Source organism: Azospirillum sp. TSH20 (assembly GCF_003115935.1).
Lineage (GTDB): Bacteria > Pseudomonadota > Alphaproteobacteria > Azospirillales > Azospirillaceae > Azospirillum.
The window spans coordinates 1-21,446 of the sequence record NZ_LGQU01000070.1 but is presented as its reverse complement, the minus strand read 5'-3'; the positions used below and the strand labels follow the sequence as shown (position 1 = coordinate 21,446).

General features: G+C 69.0%; 25 protein-coding genes. 9 read left to right on the top strand and 16 right to left on the bottom strand.

Annotation, left to right across the window (positions count from 1 at the left end; translation table 11 throughout):
* Positions 1-4 precede the first annotated feature (4 nt).
* Positions 5-8,749 (top strand): hypothetical protein, encoded by an 8,745-nt coding sequence (locus TSH20_RS19355; protein ID WP_109076244.1) that lies wholly within the window; start codon positions 5-7, stop codon positions 8,747-8,749.
* On the opposite strand, the gene TSH20_RS19350 is transcribed toward TSH20_RS19355, so the two are convergent.
* The 8 genes from TSH20_RS19350 to TSH20_RS35005 form a co-directional block, all read right to left on the bottom strand.
* On the bottom strand, positions 8,746-9,138 hold the full coding sequence (locus TSH20_RS19350) for a dATP/dGTP diphosphohydrolase domain-containing protein (RefSeq protein WP_109076243.1): 393 nt from the start codon (positions 9,136-9,138) through the stop codon (positions 8,746-8,748). The genes TSH20_RS19355 and TSH20_RS19350 overlap by 4 nt on opposite strands.
* Positions 9,135-9,419, bottom strand: a complete 285-nt coding sequence (locus TSH20_RS19345; protein WP_109076242.1) for a hypothetical protein — start codon at positions 9,417-9,419, stop codon at positions 9,135-9,137. Before TSH20_RS19345 ends, TSH20_RS19350 begins: the two co-directional genes overlap by 4 nt.
* On the bottom strand, positions 9,416-9,658 hold the full coding sequence (locus TSH20_RS19340; RefSeq protein ID WP_109076241.1) for a hypothetical protein: 243 nt from the start codon (positions 9,656-9,658) through the stop codon (positions 9,416-9,418). The genes TSH20_RS19345 and TSH20_RS19340 overlap by 4 nt, the downstream gene beginning before the upstream one ends.
* Entirely contained in the window at positions 9,655-10,509 is an 855-nt protein-coding gene (locus TSH20_RS19335) for a hypothetical protein (protein ID WP_109076240.1), read from the bottom strand. The genes TSH20_RS19340 and TSH20_RS19335 overlap by 4 nt, the downstream gene beginning before the upstream one ends.
* Before the next feature lie 103 nt (positions 10,510-10,612).
* Positions 10,613-11,104 carry a hypothetical protein gene (locus TSH20_RS19330; protein ID WP_109076239.1) on the bottom strand — a complete coding sequence of 164 codons (492 nt, stop codon included), beginning with the start codon at positions 11,102-11,104 and terminating at the stop codon, positions 10,613-10,615.
* The gene (locus TSH20_RS19325) at positions 11,097-11,333 is read right to left on the bottom strand and encodes a hypothetical protein (protein WP_109076238.1); all 237 of its coding nucleotides are present in this window, start codon (positions 11,331-11,333) and stop codon (positions 11,097-11,099) included. The genes TSH20_RS19330 and TSH20_RS19325 overlap by 8 nt, the downstream gene beginning before the upstream one ends.
* Positions 11,330-12,139 (bottom strand): AAA family ATPase, encoded by an 810-nt coding sequence (locus tag TSH20_RS19320; protein WP_247871260.1) that lies wholly within the window; start codon positions 12,137-12,139, stop codon positions 11,330-11,332. Before TSH20_RS19320 ends, TSH20_RS19325 begins: the two co-directional genes overlap by 4 nt.
* Positions 12,140-12,144: 5 nt before the next feature.
* The gene (locus TSH20_RS35005; protein WP_158282022.1) at positions 12,145-12,585 is read right to left on the bottom strand and encodes a hypothetical protein; all 441 of its coding nucleotides are present in this window, start codon (positions 12,583-12,585) and stop codon (positions 12,145-12,147) included.
* 107 nt (positions 12,586-12,692) lie between these two features.
* On the opposite strand from TSH20_RS35005, the gene TSH20_RS19315 reads away from it, so the two are divergent.
* The 8 genes from TSH20_RS19315 (at position 12,693) to TSH20_RS35000 (ending at position 17,629) form a co-directional block, all read left to right on the top strand.
* Positions 12,693-14,738 carry a bifunctional DNA primase/polymerase gene (locus TSH20_RS19315; RefSeq protein ID WP_158282021.1) on the top strand — a complete coding sequence of 682 codons (2,046 nt, stop codon included), beginning with the start codon at positions 12,693-12,695 and terminating at the stop codon, positions 14,736-14,738.
* On the top strand, positions 14,735-14,968 hold the full coding sequence (locus tag TSH20_RS19310) for a hypothetical protein (RefSeq protein WP_146205364.1): 234 nt from the start codon (positions 14,735-14,737) through the stop codon (positions 14,966-14,968). Before TSH20_RS19315 ends, TSH20_RS19310 begins: the two co-directional genes overlap by 4 nt.
* Positions 14,969-15,195: 227 nt before the next feature.
* A complete protein-coding gene (locus TSH20_RS19305; protein ID WP_109076234.1) occupies positions 15,196-15,495 on the top strand; it encodes a hypothetical protein in 300 nt (99 codons plus the stop codon).
* Positions 15,482-15,916, top strand: coding sequence for a hypothetical protein (locus TSH20_RS19300; protein ID WP_146205363.1), 435 nt, complete (start codon positions 15,482-15,484; stop codon positions 15,914-15,916). Before TSH20_RS19305 ends, TSH20_RS19300 begins: the two co-directional genes overlap by 14 nt.
* A 140-nt stretch (positions 15,917-16,056) precedes the next feature.
* On the top strand, positions 16,057-16,734 hold the full coding sequence (locus TSH20_RS19295; RefSeq protein WP_109076232.1) for a lysozyme: 678 nt from the start codon (positions 16,057-16,059) through the stop codon (positions 16,732-16,734).
* A 78-nt stretch (positions 16,735-16,812) separates the two neighbouring features.
* The gene (locus TSH20_RS19290) at positions 16,813-16,998 is read left to right on the top strand and encodes a hypothetical protein (protein ID WP_146205362.1); all 186 of its coding nucleotides are present in this window, start codon (positions 16,813-16,815) and stop codon (positions 16,996-16,998) included.
* 2 nt (positions 16,999-17,000) lie between these two features.
* Positions 17,001-17,456 carry a structural protein P5 gene (locus TSH20_RS19285; protein WP_109076230.1) on the top strand — a complete coding sequence of 152 codons (456 nt, stop codon included), beginning with the start codon at positions 17,001-17,003 and terminating at the stop codon, positions 17,454-17,456.
* Between the two features lie 8 nt (positions 17,457-17,464).
* Complete coding sequence (locus TSH20_RS35000; RefSeq protein WP_158282020.1) at positions 17,465-17,629, top strand: hypothetical protein; 165 nt, start codon at positions 17,465-17,467, stop codon at positions 17,627-17,629.
* Positions 17,630-17,773: 144 nt separating this feature from the next.
* Here the strand turns inward: TSH20_RS35000 and TSH20_RS19280 are convergent, their stop codons facing one another.
* From TSH20_RS19280 to TSH20_RS19245, 8 genes are all read right to left on the bottom strand, one after another.
* Entirely contained in the window at positions 17,774-18,160 is a 387-nt protein-coding gene (locus TSH20_RS19280; RefSeq protein ID WP_146205361.1) for a hypothetical protein, read from the bottom strand.
* A 2-nt stretch (positions 18,161-18,162) separates the two neighbouring features.
* Entirely contained in the window at positions 18,163-18,945 is a 783-nt protein-coding gene (locus TSH20_RS19275; protein WP_146205360.1) for a hypothetical protein, read from the bottom strand.
* The gene (locus tag TSH20_RS19270) at positions 18,942-19,271 is read right to left on the bottom strand and encodes a hypothetical protein (protein ID WP_146205359.1); all 330 of its coding nucleotides are present in this window, start codon (positions 19,269-19,271) and stop codon (positions 18,942-18,944) included. The genes TSH20_RS19275 and TSH20_RS19270 overlap by 4 nt, the downstream gene beginning before the upstream one ends.
* Positions 19,268-19,732 (bottom strand): hypothetical protein, encoded by a 465-nt coding sequence (locus TSH20_RS19265; protein ID WP_109076226.1) that lies wholly within the window; start codon positions 19,730-19,732, stop codon positions 19,268-19,270. The genes TSH20_RS19270 and TSH20_RS19265 overlap by 4 nt, the downstream gene beginning before the upstream one ends.
* A gap of 11 nt (positions 19,733-19,743) precedes the next feature.
* Positions 19,744-20,037: a hypothetical protein gene (locus TSH20_RS19260; protein ID WP_146205358.1), complete on the bottom strand. Its 294-nt coding sequence runs from the start codon at positions 20,035-20,037 to the stop codon at positions 19,744-19,746.
* Positions 20,030-20,572: a dCMP deaminase family protein gene (locus tag TSH20_RS19255; RefSeq protein ID WP_109076224.1), complete on the bottom strand. Its 543-nt coding sequence runs from the start codon at positions 20,570-20,572 to the stop codon at positions 20,030-20,032. Before TSH20_RS19255 ends, TSH20_RS19260 begins: the two co-directional genes overlap by 8 nt.
* Entirely contained in the window at positions 20,560-21,036 is a 477-nt protein-coding gene (locus tag TSH20_RS19250) for a helix-turn-helix transcriptional regulator (RefSeq protein WP_109076223.1), read from the bottom strand. The genes TSH20_RS19255 and TSH20_RS19250 overlap by 13 nt, the downstream gene beginning before the upstream one ends.
* Positions 21,017-21,446 (bottom strand): LuxR C-terminal-related transcriptional regulator (locus TSH20_RS19245; RefSeq protein WP_247871256.1); only part of this gene is annotated, 430 nt, incomplete at its 5' end. The genes TSH20_RS19250 and TSH20_RS19245, both read right to left, overlap by 20 nt.

Here is a 21,446-nt window from a genome sequence, read left to right as displayed (position 1 = left end):
CGCCGTGCGCAGCATCGTCGAAATCATGAACGCCGCCGCAGCCGATGCTGACGCCCAGCATGGCAAACCCATGTCGCTGGCCGACATCGACAACATCGCTCCGCAGGAATTGCTGAACGACCAGCGCGTCCTCGACACGCTGCGCACCTTCTACCAGCGCCGCGACGGCATCAATCTCTCGGACGACGAAGAGGTGCGCCGCGAGTTCGCGCGCGACCGCCGCTGGCGCAACGGCAATATCTGGTCCATCGGCCGCGACATCTACGACAAGAACACCATGGGCGACCAGGACGCCGCCCGTCTGGCCGTGTTGCAGCGGGTGTGGGAGCGCATGCCCGATGCCGGCGAGCCCGGCGGCCGGCCCCTGTCGGAATCGGTCCTGGACAACGTGGCCGCCGGCCTGCTCGACCCCACCAACCTCATCCCCGGCTCGGCCGGCCTGAAGGTCGGCGCGCGCGCCGGCATGGCTGGCCGCACCGTCGGGCAGGCGGCGTGGCAGGCGATGAAGCGCGGCGCCGCCACCGATGCGGCGATCAACGCGGGTGCCGGCGGCGTCGCCAGCCTGTTGCAGCAGCAGCGCGACAAGGAGCTGGGCCTGCGGTCGGAAACCAATCTGACCGAGGCCGCGGGCAATGCGGTGGCCGGCGGCATCTTCGGCGGCGTGGTCGGCGGCGTGCTGGGCGGGGCGGCCGGCGGCATTGGCGCCCGCAACGCCTCCCGTCTGGCGTCTGACCTCCGCGCCCGCGGCTGGAGCGACGCCGACATTGCGTCCGTCGATCCCGAGCGCGTGGGCCTGCTGCGCACCAACACCGAGGGGATTGGCGAGGCGCCGAGCCGAACCGCCCTGCACGAGGAGGCCCTGGCCGCCGACACCACGCGCGAGGCCGGCATCCGTGACCGCGCCTACGAGGAAGACGCTCTCCGTTCCGCGGCGCCCCAGGCCCCGGACACCGCCGCGGTGGACCTCGCGCGCGACCGCTACGGCTCCATGTCCCTGGAGATTGAGCGCGAGCGCAATGACATTCTCGACCAGCTCCGCGACGATCCGGCCAACGAGGAGCTGCTGGCCCGGCGCGACGATCTGGCCGGCCTGAAGGCGCAGGTGGAAGCCGCCCGCCGCATGCCCGACGCCATTGCGGCGTTGGAGGAGCGCAAGGCCAAGGCGCAGCCCGGCGAGGCGGCCGAGCTGGAATTGCAGATCATCGCCATGAAGGACGAGCAGCGCCGTCTCATGACGATGGGTGACGAGGAGCTGCGCCAACGTCTTGGCGGCGCCGGCAGCCGCACCACGGGGGATGCGCCTGCGGAGAACGCCGCGCCTGCCGACGCACCGGCAGGTGCGAGCCCGGGGCCGGCGGCTCCGGCAGAGGCCACCCCGGCGCCGGCCGGCCGCAGCGTCGAACAGATCGAGGCCGAAATTGAGCGGGAGGTGCTGGACCTCCTGCCGCCCGACGTAGACGACCCCAACGTGATCGACGCGCTGCACGACGTTGTGCGCGCCAAGTATGCCGACGAGCTGGCCCAGGCCGAGGCCCTTGGCGTCGGAGCCCCGACGGCGGCGCCGAAGGAGCCCGGCCCCATGGCGCGGGCGCTGGACGAGCTTCAGGCCAACCCGCCGGCCGCCGCCAAGGGCGAGCCCATCGGCGCCACCACCATGGGCCAGGAGGTGGACGCCAACCGTCTGGCGTCGCCCATGCCGGAGCCGGGCCAGCCGGCGCCGGGCGCCACCCGCGTGTTGGATGACGCGCTGCTGGAGCGCGGCAACGGCGGGCCGATGCGCCAGATCTTCGACCGGATCCTGTCCAACGAGCCCCCGGCCGATGGGCCGGTGAAGGCCAACAAGCGGGCCGGTGCCAGCGAGGACCCGCTGGGCGCCGACGTGGACGAGCTGATCAAGAACGTCCCGGATCACCCGATCAAGGCCGAGCTGCGGGCCGAGCTGGTGCGGGCTCTCGGCAACATCAAGGGCGCCACCGTCTCCCCGGCCGTCAAGCGCCAGCTCGCAGAGCGCGCCACCGGCATGCGCATTGCCGAGGCGATGCAGCGGATCGACTTGGCGACGGCCGAGGCCGAGCGCGCCAGCGTGAAGGGGCAGCCGCGCACTTCCGCGCAGATGCTGGAAAACGGCTATGTCCCGGACACCGATTCCGGTGAAGCCGTCTCCAACATCGTCAAGCCGTCTGACTTCACGTTCACCGACGCGGCCGGCGACGAGCGCGGCATCCTGCGCCGCGACAAGGGGCGGGAGGATGCGGGCAAGGCGGAGAAGAACGCCGCTCGGATCGCGAAGCCGCAGGTGCGCGTCGTTCGCGAGGTGACGGCTGCCAAGCGCCACGTCTCCCAGGACGGGGTGCGGGTGAAGAAGGGCGAAACCGTCTACGTGCTCGGCACGGAGATCGAGGGCAAGGACGGCCCCCGCTTCGTGCCCAGCTCGATGACGAAGACCTACTACAACCGTCAGGTCGCGGAGGCCATCGGCCGCGGCAAGACGGCCGGCGTCTCCACCGCCCTGGCCGAGCACGGGCAGAACGTCGCCGCCGCCGCGCGTGCCGGCGAGGCTGCCCCGGCGCTGGAGGGCAAGGCGCTTGCCGACACGCTGGCCCAACGCGCCGGCCGCGGTGAAATCACCCCCGACACCCAGGCCGCCGTCGGCTCGCTGCCCGACCGCAAGACGCTGATCGAGCAGGCCTACGAGCGCTTCAAGACGCACCAGGATCCGATCAAGCTGCGGGAGGAGATCAATGCCGCTGTTTCCCGATCCGAGCCCCGCGCTCAGCCGGCCAGTGCGCCGGCCGGCGCCCCCGCTCGACCCGCTGCCCAGCCGGTCGCTGCTGCTGCGCGCCCTGCTGCTGACCCTGCACCTGCCGCTCGTCCTGCTGCTGCTGGCGGCGATGTACTGCCGGCCGGCCCTGCGCCGGTAGGCCAGCGGTTCGCGCTGCTCGACAAGCAGACGCAGACCCTGCGCGTCCTGTCCAACAAGGCCCACGCCGAGGCGCCCGACGCGCAGGCCGCCTACGCGCGGCTGGCGGGCAGGAGCCCGATGGAGCGCTTCGTCCAGGGCACCGTGAAGGACGGCGCCTTTGGCGACGAGGCCCGCATGTCCTTCGCGGCGATCCGCGGCGAGGACGTGCCGGCGGTGGCGCCTGCCGTGAAGCCGGCGCGGGTGGGCCGGGAAATGGCGGCCGGCACCGAGGGTCTGGCGAAGCGGATCGGCGCCGACCGTGAGCGGCTGGAGGACAAGCTGCGCGGCTATGCCGCCGGCCAGCTCTCCGCCGACGACGTGCTGGACGAGCTGATCGGCGCCAGCGGCGACAGCATCAAGGTCCGCCTGGACATGATTTCCAAGCTGGGCGTCCTGCGCGGCAAGGTGCCCGACGGCCAGTTCACCACCAAGGCGGCCGACGGCTCGCTGCGCCGCGGCGACACGATCCGCCGGCTGGCGTTCGGGCTCTCGCGCGAAATCCACGACGCCCTGCCCGAGCTGCGCGGCGAGAAGCCGGCCGACACCAAGATGGACCGGAACGCCGAGCTGGAGTTCCTGGAGCGCGAGCAGGCCATGGACGACGGCGAGCTGGGCCATATCGGCTCGGCCGACGACGAGGAGGCCATCGCCCGGCACATTGACGACAACGGCGACCTGGGCACCTGGGACGTGATGGCCGAGCGGCTTCAGCGGTCGCTGGCGACCGACGACGCCGTGGCGCGCGAGGACCGGATCATCGACCTCGCCGGCCGGGCGGCCGAGCTGCTGAACGTCACGGAGAGCGCCCTGGAGCGGGCGGCCCGTGGCATGGCGAAGGTCAAGCCGGCCTTCGATCTGGCGACCGTGCGGCCGAGCCAGACCGCGCAGACCGTGACCAAGGTCGTGGAGCGCAAGGCCAAGCAGGCGGTCAGGCAGGCGACCGAAGACGCCGCGGCCGAGACGACCCGTCCGCGCCCGAGCAAGCCGGCGCCGGAGCGCGAGCTGCCGGTAACCCGCCTGCCCGACATCGACGCCAACGAGGCGCAACTGCGCGAGCGCCTGCTGACCGCGCAGCCGGGATCGGAGGGCTACCGCAACACCGCGGCCGAGCTGTACCGGCGCCAGCTCGCCAAGCCGGAAATCAAGGCGGTTCGCCTCGATTGGGAAACTACGCAGATGACCGGCCCCGAGCTGGTCCGCGAGCTGAGCCGCGCGATCCGGGCGGCCGACAGCAAGCGGATCGACGAGGTGAGCTATGCGATCTGGAGCCGCGGCGAGGATCTGCCGATGCAGCCGCCGGCCGGTGGGCCGGTCGCAAAGGCGGCGATCCGCGAGCGCGGCCACCGTGGCGACGGCGCCACCATGGACGGCATCCCCGGCGGCGCGCCGGCCTCCATGCAGGTGCTGGCCGACTTCATCACCCACAGCGACCCGAGGGTGCAGGCGACGCAGCGCACCATCATCTACCGCGCGCTGAACCTGCTGTCTCAGCAGATGCGGCGGGAGCTGGACGGCTCGCTGGTGATGAGCGCGTCCACCGTCTACCGGCTGGCCGGCCAGACCCCGCCGGCCGGCGTCACGGCCGCCTTCCTCGACCTGACCGATCCGGCCGTGGCGGCGATCCGCCGCAAGCTGGGGCGGGTGGGCAAGGGCCTCGCGGACACCGCCATCGGCCTGACCCGTGGCGTCGCGACGGCCGGCGACGCGATCCACGAGGTTGGGCATCTGGCGATGCGCACCCTGTCGGACGAGGACCGGGTGTTCGTGCGCGACGCCTACCGGCAGGCGGTTGCCAACGGCGACGCCACGGCGACCCGCATCCAGCGGGAATACAGCAACCTCGACCACATGGGCCGGGCGGAGGAATGGTTCTCCGAAGGCATGGCCGGCTGGCTTCAGGAGCGGGTGGTCAAGGATGACGTGTTCGCCAAGCGCAACAGCGGCGGCGACTTCGACCTGGCTGTCCGCGGCCGGCTCTCCCGGCTGCTGGACGACGTGGTGCAGCGCGTGGCCTATCTCACCAACGGCCTGATCGGGCGCAAGAGCATGCGTCAGGTCTACCGCTCGCTGACCCTCTACGGCGACATGATCGGCGGCGGCCGGCGTGCGGCGGACAGCGTGGGCGAGCGGGCGCGGGTGCCGGCGAGCGAGGCGGCGGCCGTGGCCGAGCAGGTGTCGGCTGCCGTCAACCCGGCGCGGCGCAAGCTGATCGAGGTGTTCACCGACCGCGGCTATGGGTGGGACGGGCGCAAGCCCAAGGTGCTCTACCATGGCAGCCCCAACGGCGGCATCCTGTCGCGCAACGACTTCGCGTTCCAGCCTTCCGAAACCGGGGAGCTGGGGCCGGGCATCTACCTGACCACCAGTGAAAGCCTCGCCACCGCCTACTCGCGCCGCGGCGCCCTGTCGCCGTCCGACACCGCGCGCCTGCGCGCCCAAGGCGGCGAGGAGGCGGTGCGCGAGGCGGCCGACATGATGGCCGACTATCTGGCGACCACCGATCGCATGGGGAAGGCCAAGGCCGGCAGTGCCGGCGCCGAGCGCCTGACCCGGCGCCGGGACTATCTGGCGGAGGAGCTGGAGCGCCGCTTCAAGGTGACGCCCGAGCCCTACGTCATGCCGGTCTATGTCCGCATGTCCCGCTACATGGACTTCCGCGAGCAAACGCTTTACGGCGCCGACGAGGACGGCGCGGTGGCCCGCCTGCTGAACGAGCTGGAGGGGCACCAGATCCTCGACCCCGAGGAAGTCAACGCCCTGGCCGGGCGGCTGCTGGAGGATGGCGACGAGTTCTCCGGCGGGCGCGTCTATACCGAACTGGTATCCGCCTTCGCCCGCCAGTACGGCAGCGACCCGGACAACGTGCAGGCGCGCGCGGCGCTGAACGAGGCCCTGTCGGAGCTGGGCTATCACGGCTTGGTCGCGACCTCGACCGACACCGGATCGGAGGTGAGCCGGGCGATCCACCCCGACGAGGTGGTGATCTTCAAGCCCGAGCATATCAAGCATGTGGAGGCCAAGGCTTTCGACCGTTCCAAGGCCGAGGTGCGCGCCAACATTCCCGCCCCGACGCTGACCGGCGGCGCGCTGGAGGCGATGGCCGAGGCCGGCGACAAGCTGTCCGTCAACTCGGCCTTGTCGATGATCGGCGCGCTGGAGCAGGTGGGCGCCGACGCTCCCATGGTCCGGGCCGCTCTGCGCGCGGCGCGCGGGACGGCCAGCGAGGCGGACGTCAATGCCGTGCGCGCCTTCGGCCGCCGGCTGCTGCTGAGCGGATCGGAGCGCATGCGTCGCTTCGGGGCCAACTGGATGGCCGACATGATCTCGCCCGTGGAGGGCACCGGGATCTATGAGGCGGTCGACAATGGCGTGGCGCGCAAGATCATGCCGCTGTGGAACGCCGCCATCAAGCTGCCCGACGCGCCGGGCGTCATGCGGCGCTACTTCAACTCCATCACCTCGCCGTCGGCGCAGCCGGCCAGCCACGCGCGGATCGTCCGGGCGCTGCGCCGGCCGGGCGACGCCGCGGCCTGGAACGAGCTGTCGGCGCAGGAGCGGGCCGTCGCACAGGACGTGCGCCAGTTCTTCCGGGACGAGCTGACCCGCCAGCGTGAGGCGGGCTTGGCCGTGGGCGATGCTGGAGAGCACTACTTCCCGCAGGTGTGGGGGCCGGAGCTGCTGGCGCGCGACCCGGAAGGGGCGGCGCAGGGCTTCGCCAACTACTTCATGGCGGAGGCCAGCCTGGACCCCTACCGTCGCGGCAGCCTGACCCCGGATGAGGCGCTGCTGAGCGCCCGCAATCTGGTGACCAAGCTGATCGACCAGGAGGGCGTCTACCTGCCGGGGCCGGCGCGCACCAACCGCGCGCGTGCCGACCATGAGTTCCAGCGCATGCTGCGCCTTCAGGACCCCCGGTTCCAGGCGAACCTGGACGAGCTGGAGCGGTTCATGAACCCGCACCTGATGGGGACCGTGACGCGCTACGCCCGCAACTCCACTCTCCGCGTAGAGAATGCCAAGCGCTTCGGTATCAACAGCCACGCGGTTGACGACTACCTGCGCGTGGCCCAGCTCGGGCCGCAGGCGGCGATTGAGCTGCTGGAGACGGGCCGGCGCATGCGTCACGCCACCCGCTACATCACGGCCAACGGGATCGAGACGGAGGAGACGACCGAGGTGTTGGCGGCGCCGATGGTGCGGCCCAAGGCCATCGACCTGATCACCCGTGCGATGCAGGAGGTGCGCACCAACGGCATGGAGGCCGCGCGCGACCTGATCGTGCGCGAGGCCGACGACCCCACCCCGACCTTCACCAAGCGGGCCGAAGCCATCGCCGCGGCGCTGCGCGATTTCGATGGCGAGCCGCACGGCCTGCCCCCGGTGGAGGCCGATCACATTCTGGCGGCGGCGCAGCGGGCGGCCGGCCGGCCGGTGATGGGCGACAACCGGACCCTGCGCCAGGGCGCGCAAGCGGTGAAGACCATCAACTCCATCACGCTGCTGAGCTACACCACCCTGACCTCGCTGTCCGATCTGGTCATGCCGCTGATCCGCTCGGGCAACATGCGGGCGTGGCTTGCCGGCATCCGCCACATTGGCCAGGACACCGAACAGCGCGTGGCGATGCGCAACATCGGCGTGAGCATCAGCGAGCTGGTCCGCTCGCAGATCGAGGGCATGGGCGGATCGGAGCCCGGCGGCGCCTTGGCCCACAAGGTCCAGCAGGCCTTCATGAACGCCACCGGCCTGAACCAGTGGACCCGCATGAACCGGGAAATCTCGGCCATCGTGGGATGGGAGGCGATGAAGGCGGAGGTGCGGCGGGCGCGCGGCAACTACGTGCCGGGACAGGTTCAGCAGAACCGCGCCTTCCGGCAGTCGATGCGCTTCCTGCGCGACTACGGCCTGGAGGATTTCGTTACCGGCAACGCCTCGCTGGAGGATGCGTTCGGTGATCCGACCGTGCAGCGGGCGCTCATCAAGTTCTCCAACAACACGATCTTCGAGCCGAACAGCGACCAGATCCCGATGTGGGCGCAGACGTGGTGGGGCGGGCTCCTGTTCCAACTCAAATCCTACCCGCTGCTGATGGGCCGCACCATGCGCGACATTCTGGTGGACGCCTACGACGCGCTGCCGGGCGACGGGCGCCACGCCTGGGGGCCGCTGCGCCGGCCGACGGGCGACGGCAACCCATGGCCGCTGCTGTATCTCGGGACGGTGGGTGCGGCCGGCGGCGCAGCGGCGGCGACCATCAAGGACGTGGCGCAGTCGCGCGGCTATGAGGAGGACGGCAAGACGCCGGCCCGTTCGCCGCGCGAGCGCAGCTTGGCGAAGATCGCGGAGAAGTTCGGGATCGACGGGCTGGATCCGAATACGCCCTACGACAAGATGGCGGGCTGGTGGCTGGAGAGCATCATCCACCTGGGCGGGCTTGGCCTCGTGTCGGACGCCCTGTGGAACACGGCCGACCAGATGGACAACGGCGCGTTCGGCCAGCAGCGGATCGCCGGCACCTTCCTCGGCCCGACCTATTCGCTGATCTTCAACGATGGGGTCAATGTCGCGGCAGGCCTTCAGCAGGCCCTGATGGGCGACGGCAGCAACGGCAAGGAACGGACGGGCGCGCGGTCTGCGGTGGCCCGTATCCCCTTCGTCGGCCAGCAGGCCGGATGGCGAGAGGGGATTGTCGACGCACTGGCCGGCGAGAAGCAGGGCCGGAAGAAGACGGCCGGCGGCTGGGGTGCCGGCTGGAGCAACGGCTGGGGAGGCGGGTGGGGGAGTTAACCCCCCACCAGCTCATCGCGAGGGGGCCGGTCGTCGGTCCCCTTGCCCCGCAGCTCGTAGGCCGTCAAGAACAGGACGCAGGCCAGAAGATGCCACAGGTGGGAGAAGCCGGTTTCGGGATCGGCTTCCTCCCGCTCGTGCCACGCGGTCAGGTGGCGCAGCGCCGCGTCATAGACCCGGCTCCACTCCATCCCGCGCTCCCACGACCGGCTGCCATATTTCGCCCGGCCGAAGGCCAGCACCTTCACCGCGCAGCGGATCGCGTCGAACGGCAGCAGGTGCCACGGATCCTTGCCGGCGTCGTGCTTCAGCTCGGTGGGCTCATGCTCCACCAGCACGGTGCCGCCGGGGCCGGCCTTCAGGGTGCCAAGCTCCTGATCGTCCATCATCGGCTGACTTCCTTCCAGGTCATGCGGGCGCCTTCCAGCTCGGCCAGCATGTATTCCCGGCGCCGCCGCATGCCGGCGACCTCCGCCTCCGTGGCGCGGAGCTTGGTGTCGCAGGCGTTGCGCTCGTCTTCCAGGTTGGGGTAGCGGGCGAGGAGCTGGAGGCGGCGGCGCAGGCTGTTGCACTCGCTCTCATCCACCTCGATCCGCTCGGCCAGATCGGCGGCCCGCTTGCGCAGCTCGACAATGTGGTCAGCCAGGGGCATGGGGGTGAGCTTCGTCATCGCTTTCGGTCCTTGGCCTCTTGAATGATTGCTGCGCGGTCGCGCTCCACGGCCTTGGCCTCGTCCACCTTGCGCGGGCTGAAGCGCTTCTCGGCCACCGCCTTGGCCCGCCGGCTGAGCGCCTTCCACCGCTTGATCAGATCGGGCGGCGCGTCCACCAGCTCCTCCGGCAGCTTGCCGAGCCAGCCGTAGATCGCGCGCTCGGCCAGCCAGCCCTCCAAATCGGTTTGCTCGCTCATGTCCGGTTCCTCGGTCGATAGAGGGTCCAGGCCTCGCAAGGCTTCACCGCCTCGCGGTCGTGTCGGTTGCACCACCACTGCCGGTCCCCATCGACCACCGGGACCGCATCGGCGCACTTGGCGCAGTCGGGTGCGATGGCGGGCGGGGTCCAGCAGGACGAGCGCTTGAAGCACAGCTCGCACGTCCAGGCCTCCGGCGTGGCGCCGAGCCGCACGGCCTCATTGCTCAGCGCCCGCTCCACCTTCGCCAGCAGCGCGGCGTAAAAGAAGGGATCGAACTCGACCACTTCGGCGGGGTTGTAGCGGCTATTGTCCTTGCAGTAGACGACGAACAGGCAGGACGGTATCCCGCTCATGCCCATCAGGAACTGCATCTGCGCGTAATACTTGGGATCGGACACCCGCACGCCCTTGCTCTCGGCCCGGCGTGCGCGGTCCTTGTTCATCGACTTGACCTCAAGAACCCGCAGCCGCTCCTCCCACTCCACCTTGCCGTCGGCATGGGAGACGACATGGCCGCCGTAGAGCTTCCATTCCCACTGCTCCCCGGTGGCGGGATCGACGGCCTGCACCGGGATGCCGGCGAGGCGCAGATCGAACAGAACGTCGTCCTCGATCCGGTGGCCGTCACGGAAGATGCGGAGCTGACGGCCGGCGGGCGGGTCGTCGGGGAATCCCCGCAGGCTCAGCGCCAGCAGGGCCTCGCACGGATCACCGACGATGGAGGCGCCGATGTAGGCGCGCGGGGTGCGCTGGGGCAGGCTGGCGTAGCCGAGCGTGACCTGTTCGTCCAGCGTGAGCGGAAAGGCCGGGGTGTTACCCCCGGCCTCCTGCGCAGCGTTGACGCCCATCCCTGCACCCGAAGGAACCCCCGCTTCGTGAGCGTCCGTTTTTTCCTGACCCGACTGCTGGGCACCAGGGAAAGGAGGCGGGGCTGCGGTCACGCTATCACCCTCAGAACGGAATGTCTGCGCCGTCGCCCGAGCCGCCGCCGGCCGAGCCGGCGCCGCGGACATAGCCCGCCTCGGCCGGATCGAAGTAGCCCGACACCTGGGAACCGCGCTCGCGCGTCTTGCCCTTGTTGTCCACGTAGGTGGAGCTGTCGTGGGTGACGGTGACGCCGGTCACCAGACCCTTCACCGACTTGATGTCGCCCGGCTTCTCCGGGTTCGGGTGGCCGCCGTGCGTCAGCAAAGCCTTCAGCTCGCCCAGGCCGATGCGCTGCGCGTCGGCGTTCTGGTGCTGCACGTTGAGCTTCGCGGTGATGACGCCCTGGCCGTTCACCTCGACCAGCTTCACCTTCAGGATCCGGCCGGTCTTGCCGGAGTTCATGTCCAGCTCCACCTCGGTGGCCTTGCAGACCCAGCGGCCCGGCTTGAGCACGGTCGCGCCCGAAGCCATGTCGACGCCAGAGAGATCGAGGTTGCGGAAGGACCAATCAGACATGGGCTGCACTCACGTTGATCGCGGCGCACGCGGCGCCGACGGTGGGGAAATCATGGTCGATGCCGACCACGCGGAACTCGACGCGCGGAGCCGCGCCGTCATGGGGATGGGTTTCAAAGCGGGCGATGCGCCGATCCGTCAGGCTTTCGAAAACCCGGACGGTGGCCACCGGGCCGGGGCCGTTGACGATGCACTCCCACCGGCCGGCAGCGATGTCGGCCGGGCTCATTCGTCACCGGCCAGCGGGTTGGCCCAGCGTTGGGCGGCGAACTCCTCCGGCGTCATGGTGACGCGGGTGATCAGCTCGGCCACGTCGCTGGTCTTCTCCACCAGCTTCAGCCGGCCGTGCTCGTCGCGCGCCTTGCAGGCCCAGCCCTTGTAGGCGCCCGTGATCAGATAGCGGTCAACGCGGGCTTCCTGGCCCTCGCTCGCCGGCACCGACACACGCACGAGCCCGAACACATAGTCGTAGAGCCCGCATACCTGCGCGGCCACAGCGTTGCCCCGGACATGCGGCAGAACCTGCGGCTCGCCGTTGTCGTCGTCCTTGGACTTGGCGAGCGCCGTCATGATGACGTGGCAGCCGCGGTCCCGGAGCCACTTGCACCCGCCCACGAAGGCAGCCGCGTAATCGTTCCAGACCTTGAAGCCGTCGGGGTCCTTGTTCTTCAGCGCGGCCTTGGCCTTGGCGTCGGCCTCGATCGGTTCCCAGCAGAGGTCAGACAGCTCGGTCAGGCTATCGACCATCACCCAGCGGTAGCCGGCGGCCTTGAACTCTGGTGACGCGACGAAGCGGCACACGCCCTTGAACGAATAGACCCCATCGTCCGGGGCGTGGGTGCCGTCCCAGCTCGTGATCGGCACATAGTCCAGGCCGGCGGAGCGCACCGACGACAGGCCCGATTCCATCGACAGGATCAGGCCCTTGCCGAAGCGGGCGGCATAGTGCTTCGCAATGGACGTCTTGCCGGCGCCGGGGTCGCCAATGATCAGCGCCTTCTGCGCTTCGGCAACCTCATCGTTGCCCGTGTTCATGACCTTCACGGCGTCACCGCCTTGTGCGCGGGCGACACGGAGACAGAGGGCGAGCCCATCTTTTTGTTGAGCGCGTCCGCGAGCGCCGCCTGTTCCTCCGGCGGCAGCTTCAGGAACTCCGTCTTCTTGATGCCGTACTTCACGGCGACGAAATCGGGGACGGGCACGCCGGCAAACTTCTTCTCCAGCGCGGTCTGGTCCCATTCCCACTTCTCGCCACGCTTCACGGTCACCACCGCGGAGCCGAACTGGTGGCTGAAGGTGCCCAGCTCCTCGGGAAAAGCCGCCGCCAACACGCCCTCGCACTGGTCGATCTGCGTCTCAATGGCTTCCTTGCTCGCCTTCAGCGCCAGCAGCCGCTCGGCGGTTTCGGTCAGCGCGTCGCTCTCGGGGGTGGCTTCGGGCTTCGCCCAGGTGTCCCAGGTCCAATTGTCCCGTTTGGTCATGTCTTGTCCCGTCGATGCATAAAAGTTGCCTCTAGGATGCGTCGAGGCTGGACGGCTGTCAAGCGAGCCCGTACCTTCGGGAAGCAACTTTTATGGATCGACAGGACATGACGGAACAGGACCAGCGCCGGGCGCTCCTGGACGCCGCGTTGCGCTATCTCGATCAGGGTTTCTCCGTGATCCCGATCTTCCACACGATCAGCGCCGACCAGGACAGCAAGACGCCCGTGATCAAGTGGAAGGACTACCAGTCGCGCCTGCCCACGGAGGAGGAGGTGATCGACTGGTGGCCCGACGACGGGCGCAAGCCGGCCAACCTGGGGATCGCCACGGGCGCCGTGTCGGGCGTGATCGTGCTGGATTGCGACGACGAGGCCGCCATGGCGTGGGCCGACGCGCACGGCCTGCGCTCTCCGGTGCGGGTCAAGACGCGGCGCGGCGAGCACCGCTACTTCGGGCACCCCGGCGTGGAGACGCGCAACCGCGCGAAGATCGGCGGCCAGCACCTCGATCTGCGCGGCGACGGCGGCTATGTCGTCATGCCGCCCAGCATCAACGAGGCGGACCCGGCCAACCCGTTCCGCTACGAGCTGGTGATGGATCTCGATTGGGACGAGCTGCCGACGTGGCCCGGCGCGCCTGATCGCCCGGAGGAGTGGGATTTCGCGCGCCTCGACCTCACTCACATTCCGCTGCCCGATCCCGAGCTGCTGCTGAGCGCCGACGAGCGGGCGCGGCTGGCGGTGGAGCGCCGGCATGGCGTGCTGCTGGAGGATGGCTGCGGCCGCAACCGGCTGCTGATGGCCCGCATCCGCGAGCTGGTGGCCGCCGGCCTGGACGGCGCCGAGCTGGAGGCGGGCGTTCAGAAGTACCAGAGCGACTGGTTTGCCGAGGAGCTGGACGAGCGGTCGGTGGAACGCGCGGTGTCCAAGATCCTCGCCAAGCGGGACGCCCTACGGGTGGAGGCCCGGCGCGAGGCCGACGCGCAGGTGGCCGAGGTGAAGACGCAGGAAGCCAGGGGCAAGGTGCCGCGGCCCCTCTACGCCCGCGACCTGGGGGAGCTGGCGAAGCGGGTGGCGGAACAGCGGGTGTTCATCCATCCGTGGCTGCCGGAGCGCTCCATCGTCCAGGTGGTCAGCTACACCGGATCTGGCAAATCGCTGTGGCTGTCGTGCCTGATGTGGCTGCTGGCGATGGGCAAGAGCCTGGGGCCGTACCTGATCAAGGCCAAGGCCCGCGTGCTCTACATCGACCTGGAGAACGGGCGGGCGACGCTGCACAACCGCCTGCCGTCGCTGCTGCAAATGTTCGGTGACCCCGGCGAGGACTTCGCCATGCAGGCCTCATCCTGGGGCGAGTTCACCTTGAACCTCCGCACCGACGAGGGGCGGGCGCTGCTGGAGGCCATGCTGTACCACCATAAGCCTGATGTCGTGGTGATCGACACCGTGCGCACCGCCTTCACCGGCCTGGAGGAGAACAAGGCCGAGAGCTGGTCGATGATCAACGAGCTGCTGCTGCGCCTGCGCAACGCCGGCCTGACCGTGGTCGTGGTCCATCACACCAACAAGCCGACGCAGGACGGCACGCTGGGGCGCGAGGCCGGCAGCTCCAACCAGCTCACCGTGATCGAGACGCAGGTGAAGATCATGGGCGTGCACCATGACAAACAGCGCTGCATCGACAAGGGTTTTCTTTGCGAGCCGGAGAAATGGGCGCTCCTGACGGCAGAAGCCGCGCGCCGCGGCGCCCGTTTGGTCCATGCGATCAAGATGGATTTCGGCAAAGTGCGCGAGTGCCCCGTGGACTTCGAGCCGATTTACATGGGCTGGACGCAGACCGACTACGGGTTCGGTCCCATCGTCTTCCTGGGCGGCAAGCCCCGCACCTTGCGGGTGTGGATCGCGGACGAGCTGAAGGCCGGCCGGTCGCCGGAGGACGTGCGCCAGAGCCCCGAAATTCAGGACGCCCTGCGCCAGGGCCGGATCACCATCGCGCAGGTGGCCGACGCGCTCAGCGTCGTGCGGACGCAGATGGAGGCGGTGCCAAGCATCGACATGCCGCAGCCGGCCTTCGACGCGGCCGACGCGCTGGGGCTGAACGAGGACGAGGAACCGCCGGAGAGCGGCCAGACCGAAGGGGAGGGGGAATGATGCCGCCGCGTGGATGGATGGTGCTGGGGAGCTGGTGGCGGCTCGGCATGTTCGTGGGCCGGTCGCTCGACGGAACGCACGAGTTTGAGGGGGAGCCCGTCGGCCCGGTGGCCGTGCGCTTCACCCGGACCTCGCGAGGCTGGCCGGCGATGCGCTGGTATCTGTGGGAGTTCGGCGGGACGGTCGTGCTGGCGCCGGGAAAATCCGCATCGCGCGCGCGCACACCCTAGGGATTCCGTAGGGCGCTTAGGGTGGCTGCGACCGGCCGTAGGCCGAGGAGCAGCACCTTTCGCCCCATCGCCCTAGGGGCAGGATGACCGGCTGAAACCGGGTGGTCAATACCCTTACAGCCGCATCCCCTGTTTCCCCACCGCCATGCATCTTTTCTAGCAACCTTCTTGCAACCCTGCGCTCTATGGCGATGTTCCTCTACGAACGAGCATTGCGGGAGGGCGCCATGCCGCGCGTGACTGAGCTGACCCCGGACGATCTGTCGTGGCTGAACGCGGAACCCCGCCGGCCGAACGATCTGGCGGCCCGGCTGTCGATCCATCGTGACACCGCGTTGCGGATCATGATCCGGCTGAACCTGATCAACGGCGCGCACTATGCCGCCAAGTATCAAGTCTCCGGCGGCACCCGGCCAAAGCCCGCCATGTGGAGCCGGCCCTGCCTCTGTTGCGGAAAAAACGTCACGCGCCCCCGGATGCAGTTCCGATGCAATCCCTGCCTGGAGCGAGCGCGTGACATCTACTGAACCGACCAAGGACGACTTGGTGAAGAAGGCCAAGCGGCGCGTCTCGCCCCGCGGGTCCAAGCAGAAGGGCGACAAATACGAGCGGGAGCTGGCGGCTTACCTCTCGGGGGAGCTGGGGCTGGATGTGTCCCGCGCCATCTTGTCCGGTGGCGGTCGCACCTTCTGCGGTGCCGGCGGGTCCGACCTGACCGGCCTGCCCGGCTTCTGGCCCGAGGCCAAGCGCACGGAGAGCTTCGCCGCCCATGCCGCCATGGCGCAGGCAGAGCGGGGCAAGACGGCGAGCCGCTGCCCGGACACGCCCGTCGTCTTCTCACGGCGCAACAACATGACGACCGAGGACAGTCTGGTCGTGATGCGGGCCAAGGACTGGATCAAGCTCTACCGCGCGTGGGCGCAGGGGCGCGGTTACCCGGTGAAGTGACCAGTACCCCATGACGCTATGACTTCGCGACGGACGACCCTCTTCATAGGCCGGCTTTAGGCTCCCAGGACACGCGGGTTTTCGCGCTCACGCGCGAACCCGCGTCGCCCCTGCACCCAACTGAAGCGCCGACCCTGCCCATGAAGCCCCTCTTGCAGTACCACGCGATGCCGCTGGGCGATCACCAGGGCGATCCGGCCACCCTCCTGGAGCTGCCGGCGCCGGCTGCCTCCCGGCGTCGCTCTGGTCCTGGCTGCTGGTCGATCTTGCGGTATTTCAACGGCCTGTTCCTGACGCCCTCGTGGCGCCCCAATGGCGTCTACGTCATCGGCTACGGGCGCGTGCTCTCGTGGGAAGAGGTGGAGAAATCCCCCGGCCTGGAATGGACCATCGAACAAGCCGAGGCCGACATGTTGGAGCGGCTGGCCCCGGTGGAGGCCGGCGTCGATCAGCTCGTGACCGTGCCCCTCAACCGCTACGAGTTCGATGCGCTGGTCAGCTTCGCCTCAGACCTGGGGCTCGGTCCCTTCGCCTGCTCCACCGTGCTGTCGCTGCTGAACGCCGGCCTGCACCGTGAGGCGGCCGAGCAGATCCCGCGCTGGAACCGCACGGACTGCAACGTCGGCAAGGGCCTGACCGCGCGCCGCCGCGCAGAGGCCCGGCTGTTCCTGACGCCGCCGCAACACCCCCTGCCGATGCTGCCCGATCTCAAAGACTGGGCCTACCGCGATCCGACCAAGCCGGTCTATGCCTCGCGCCCGGCGATGGCACTAAAGGCGCGCGCCCTCGACGCCCTCTACGACCAACCGCCGAGCTGATCGGCCCCCGGAAAGGACGACCGCACCATGTCCCAGGATGCAACTTTGGGCCGTGACCCCCATCACAAGAGGCCCATCATGGACGCAGATACGGCAGTTATCGACGCTGCGACTGCAACCGGGGCGGTCAGCGCGTACTGGTGGCTCCCCCACTTCGACGGCGTGGCGCATGTCCTGTTCGTGCTCGGCGGCCTGATCCTGATCGGCCTTCGCATCGCCAAGGCGTGGCGCGATTACCGCGCGCCCTGCCCGTGCAAGGAGTGACCATGAGCAAGGCGCTGCCCCGCGGCATCCGCAACAATAACCCGATGAACCTGAAGGACTTCGGGATCGACTGGAACGGCTTGGTCGGCAACGACGGCAAGGGCATGTGCGTGTTCGACAAGCCCGAGAACGGCCTGCGCGCCGGCATGAAGGACTTGGTGAACGACTACAAGAAGAAGGGCTTCGACACGGTGGAGAAGCTGATGGCGGAGTTTGCCCCGCCGTCGGATAAGAACCCCACGTCGGCCTATGCCGCCTTCGTCGCCCGCCGTCTCGGCGTCGCCATTGATGGCCGGATCAATCTGACCGAGCCCGACATGCTGGTGTCCTTCGCCAAGGCCATCGTGGCTTTTGAAAATGGCCGCGCCCCCTCCACCCACCCGGCTGACTGGTATCCGACGCAGGCCTATGGCCGCGCCGCCCAATCCGCCCTTGGCCTCATCACCAAGCCACTGTGAGGATTCCCATGGACCGCATCGTCACCACCCTGAAGGACCCCGCCACCTATGCCGGCCTCGGCGTGCTGGCCGTCCTCTTCGGCATCAAGCCGGAAGTCTTCACCGCCGCGTCCGACTTCATCGCGGCCGGCGCCGGCCTGCTGGCGATCATCCTGAAGGCGCAATCCCGCTGACCGCCGGCGCCAGGACGAAAAAAAGGGGGGCCTCGCGGTCCCCCTTTCAGTTTGCGGTGCCTTCCCCTGCCTTGAGGAGGCCGGTCATATCGTGAGGCCGGCACCGACGAGAGACGGGGGGATGCGATCCCCGGCCCTACGTTCCTAGACCAGGGCGTCCACGCGCGAGCGCAACGTGTGCGCCGCAGCCTCCAGCTCCTGGATCATTTCCTTCAGCCCATGCGCCTCGCGCTCCAGCGTGACGATCTGCTGGCGCAGCTCCGCCGCCTCGCCCCGCTTCTCGCGCTTGCGCTCCACGCAGTCCGGGCACACCGGCTCCGGCCCAACCTGCCAGCCGGCATTCGTGAACCGGCGCGCGGCCTGCGGTGGCGGCATGTGCACGGACAGCTTCACCTGATCGCGTGCCCCGCAGCAACTGCACGTCATCCGCTTCATGTTCTGCCGGCGGCCCTCCACCGTGACCATCACGCTCGTGATCCCGAGCGCCCGGTACTGTTCGGCAAGCTGTCGTTCAATCGGATTGGCGGCCATGATCACACCCCCAAGTTTTTGGTCGACTGGCGCAGGATCGCCGGGTAGTCCCCGGTGAAATCGCACTGCCCTTTGAACACGGGCTCGCCCCGCGCCCAGCGCTCGATGATGTCGGGCTCGGCGGCGTCCAGGGCATGCAGCCCGGCGCTCAGCTCCACCCGCTCCACCTCCAGCCCGACGTCCAGCATCGCCGCGTCCACCGCCATCCTGATGGTGGCCGCGCGCCACGCCACGGAGGCGATGATCGGCACGCCGGCCTTCTTCTCGGGGTTCTTCCTCTGCGCCCAATCGGCCTTGCACGCGCCCAGGTCGGCGCTGAAGTAGCCGCGGCACGGCGTCGGCCGCTGGTCGTAACTGGAACACTGGCGATTGATCAGCAGCGGGCAGGCGATCCCACCGGCATACCGTTGCGCCGGGCTCAGCCGCCCCGCCTGTCTCAGCTCCACGATCCGCCGCGCCCGGTCCCGGACGATGACGTGGTGCGGGTTGTCATGCAGCTCCATGCCCAGCAGCAGCAGCTCCGGCGTGCTGACCTGAACGTCCTGCACGCAGCAGGTGGAGCACCCTATCTTGCAGGCCGGCGTGACGTTGGTGTTGGCCTTGGTCACCGCCTGTATGTCTTCGTCAATGCTTCTCCAGCTCGCCGCCACCACTCCCAACAATCCGCTCGGTGTCTGCCCGCTCGGCAGTAACAGGATGCTCTGTGCCCAGCGATAGGCCGAGCGGAACAGGTGTTCGATGTGGGCCTGTTCTTCGGCCTGCGGTAGGTCGTGTATGCTTTTCATGCGCTCAGCCTCAGTTGGCCGATCCTGCGCAGCTTGGCTTCGGCCGGCGCCGACGGCGCGACCGTCTTCTGCTCCCGCCGCGGCAGCGCCCCCAGCTCCTTCGCCAACTCGTCGTGGAGCCGCCACAAGATGGAGCCGGTGGGCTGTGCGTCGCGGTGGTCCAGCAGCATGTGCTGCACGCGGACCCGGTAGTCTTGAACCTGTTCGTCCGCCAGCAGGCGGGCATGGTGTTCCAGGGCAAAGGCCATGTCGCCCACCAGCGAGGCGGTCACGGCCTTGGCGTGCACCTCCATGATGGTGCGCGCCCTGTCCCCCAGCTCTGTCAATGCGGCCCGTCCTCGGCTGGCCAGCCGGCGCTGACGACAAGATGGAAGCCCTTGCCGTTGCCACTCTTCAGGTCCAGCGCCAGATGCCGCGCACCCTGCGCCAGGAATTTCGATGCCTCCGATCCATGGTCAATCAGCACCATGGCCGATATGGCGATCTGCGCCTTCTCGGCCTCGTCCTCCTGGTCCACGCCCCGCTCGTAGGCCTCCAGCAGCGTCAGGCTGGACAGGTCCAGGGCACCGAGCGGCGGCTCCAGCGTGCGCCCGAAGTCGGCGGCCAGCCCCAGCGCCGCCTGCATGGCGCTGTCGAAGGCCTCCTCGCAAACCGCCACCTCCAGCAGGGTGTCGCCGTTCACCCGGACGCTGACGACAATGTGCCCCGGCACGATGCACAGGGCGCGGTCATCACCCTGGCGCGTCCCTTCGGGCAGCTTGATGCCCTCCGGCAACTGGCTTTTCATGGTGCATCCTTTCAGTGCAGGCGGCCCTTGCCGCCCAATTCGAGTGGGTGTCTGGCGAACGCCTGCCGCGCCCGGACCAGCAGGGGGTCGCGGTCGGCCTCCCTCTGCTCCGATCGCACCGGCCGCCGCACCGTGCCGTTCTCTTTGAAGACGCAGAGCGCGCCGCAGTAGGCGCAGAGCGTGAAGTCGCCGGCCTTGGGCTGCACCCGCTTGCCGGTGACTTCGGTAGCACCGCTCAGCGTGGCCCCACAGTAGGGGCAGCCGCAGGTGGGCAGCCGCACCGCGTTGCTGGTAGGGTCATCCACGCGCCGCTTCCTCATGCTGCCCCGTCTCCAAAGTTGCCTGTGGGCGCGCATCGCCCGTCTGACCCTGCATACACCGGAGCGCGTCGGGGTCGCAACCAATATGGGTTACCCTCACCTGCGCAAGCATCTCCTGCGCAACGGCGATATCGGCGGCCCAACGCTCTGCAAATGCTGGATCCGACTGCACAAAGACGATGGCGTTCACCCCGGCCTGGATCAAAGCAGCCGCGCAGTTCGCACAAGGGTGCCGCGTGACATACGCGGTGCAGCCTTCAACACTCGCCCCATGCCGGCCTGCCGTCAGCAGGGCATTCAACTCTGCGTGCAGCGTCCTTTTCAGTCGGCCGTCTCTGTCGTCCAGGGCGGCCTGATCATCCACCACCCCCATGGCGAAGCCATTGTATCCCGTCGCCACGATGCGTCGGTCTGGCGCCACCAGCACGCAGCCCACCTTCGTTGACGGATCCTTGGACCAGCTCGCCACCAGCAGCGCCAGCTCCAGAAACCGACGGTCCCACTTGGTCAGCGTCCGCATACCATCACCCACCAGCGCGCACCCACCACCCGGTTGTCGATTCCCACCGCGCTCAGCGCGTGCCGGACTTTCTGCCGCACCGTGCCTTCCGCGATCCCCAGCTTCGCGGCGATCTCCTTGTTGGTCATGCCGCGGCTGATGCATTCGAACACCACCACGTCGGTGGGGCTGAGCTGATCGGGATCGGTTACCCGACCGCCCAGCTCGGGCATCGGCTCCTCATACAGGCTGACCGGATACCGCCGCACCAGCTCGCTCCGGTGACGGACCCCCAGCCGCAGGAACACATGCTTGAGGTGCACCTTCACGGTTGCCTCCGTCAGGCCGAGTTCCTTGGCAATCACCTTGTTGGACTTGCCGGCGGCGGCCCGGACAGCGCACTCGTCCATGCGCCCGGCCAGCTCCCGCTTGGGCGGTGTCGGCGTGATGACATCGCGGCCGGCCTCATTCAATGAGGTCTGCATGCTGTGCTCCCGTGCTCAAAAGGATGATCATGTGCAGCCTGTTGCGCGCCCCCATCCGAAGGCGCAGCTTCTTGGCGCGGTTCTCAATCGTGGTTCTCGACAGGCCCAGCTCGGCGCCGATCTGCTCGTCCGTCATGCCGGCCGCCGTCCGGCGCACAATCGCCAGATCGACCGGATCGCCCGGCACCTTCAGATCTTCGGGCAGCTTCAGCGCGCCGGCCATCAGTTCCCGCCGGTTCGGGACACCCATGCGGGCGAGCCCGGTCCTCGCCATGGTGCGCACCGTCTCCGGCGCAATCCCCAACGCCCGCGCCTGTTCCTTGTTGGTCTTCCCGGCCAACAACCCCTCGATCACAAGGCGGGTCCGGGGCGGCAGGGCCTCGACGCGGTGGGCGATGCTCGACGCCTCC

Excerpts from the sequence above, each read along its gene's own strand:
- TSH20_RS19350 (WP_109076243.1), bottom strand. The coding sequence starts at position 9,138 with ATGATGGACGATCAGGAGCTTGGCACCCTGAAGGCCGGCCCCGGCGGC.
- TSH20_RS19345 (WP_109076242.1), bottom strand. The coding sequence starts at position 9,419 with ATGACGAAGCTCACCCCCATGCCCCTGGCTGACCACATTGTCGAGCTG.
- TSH20_RS19340 (WP_109076241.1), bottom strand. The coding sequence starts at position 9,658 with ATGAGCGAGCAAACCGATTTGGAGGGCTGGCTGGCCGAGCGCGCGATC.
- TSH20_RS19335 (WP_109076240.1), bottom strand. The coding sequence starts at position 10,509 with ATGGGCGTCAACGCTGCGCAGGAGGCCGGGGGTAACACCCCGGCCTTT.
- TSH20_RS19330 (WP_109076239.1), bottom strand. The coding sequence starts at position 11,104 with ATGTCTGATTGGTCCTTCCGCAACCTCGATCTCTCTGGCGTCGACATG.
- TSH20_RS19325 (WP_109076238.1), bottom strand. The coding sequence starts at position 11,333 with ATGAGCCCGGCCGACATCGCTGCCGGCCGGTGGGAGTGCATCGTCAAC.
- TSH20_RS19320 (WP_247871260.1), bottom strand. The coding sequence starts at position 12,139 with ATGAACACGGGCAACGATGAGGTTGCCGAAGCGCAGAAGGCGCTGATC.
- TSH20_RS35005 (WP_158282022.1), bottom strand. The coding sequence starts at position 12,585 with ATGACCAAACGGGACAATTGGACCTGGGACACCTGGGCGAAGCCCGAA.
- TSH20_RS19315 (WP_158282021.1), top strand. The coding sequence starts at position 12,693 with ATGACGGAACAGGACCAGCGCCGGGCGCTCCTGGACGCCGCGTTGCGC.
- TSH20_RS19310 (WP_146205364.1), top strand. The coding sequence starts at position 14,735 with ATGATGCCGCCGCGTGGATGGATGGTGCTGGGGAGCTGGTGGCGGCTC.
- TSH20_RS19305 (WP_109076234.1), top strand. The coding sequence starts at position 15,196 with ATGCCGCGCGTGACTGAGCTGACCCCGGACGATCTGTCGTGGCTGAAC.
- TSH20_RS19295 (WP_109076232.1), top strand. The coding sequence starts at position 16,057 with ATGAAGCCCCTCTTGCAGTACCACGCGATGCCGCTGGGCGATCACCAG.
- TSH20_RS19290 (WP_146205362.1), top strand. The coding sequence starts at position 16,813 with ATGGACGCAGATACGGCAGTTATCGACGCTGCGACTGCAACCGGGGCG.
- TSH20_RS19285 (WP_109076230.1), top strand. The coding sequence starts at position 17,001 with ATGAGCAAGGCGCTGCCCCGCGGCATCCGCAACAATAACCCGATGAAC.
- TSH20_RS35000 (WP_158282020.1), top strand. The coding sequence starts at position 17,465 with ATGGACCGCATCGTCACCACCCTGAAGGACCCCGCCACCTATGCCGGC.
- TSH20_RS19280 (WP_146205361.1), bottom strand. The coding sequence starts at position 18,160 with ATGGCCGCCAATCCGATTGAACGACAGCTTGCCGAACAGTACCGGGCG.
- TSH20_RS19275 (WP_146205360.1), bottom strand. The coding sequence starts at position 18,945 with ATGAAAAGCATACACGACCTACCGCAGGCCGAAGAACAGGCCCACATC.
- TSH20_RS19265 (WP_109076226.1), bottom strand. The coding sequence starts at position 19,732 with ATGAAAAGCCAGTTGCCGGAGGGCATCAAGCTGCCCGAAGGGACGCGC.
- TSH20_RS19255 (WP_109076224.1), bottom strand. The coding sequence starts at position 20,572 with ATGCGGACGCTGACCAAGTGGGACCGTCGGTTTCTGGAGCTGGCGCTG.
- TSH20_RS19250 (WP_109076223.1), bottom strand. The coding sequence starts at position 21,036 with ATGCAGACCTCATTGAATGAGGCCGGCCGCGATGTCATCACGCCGACA.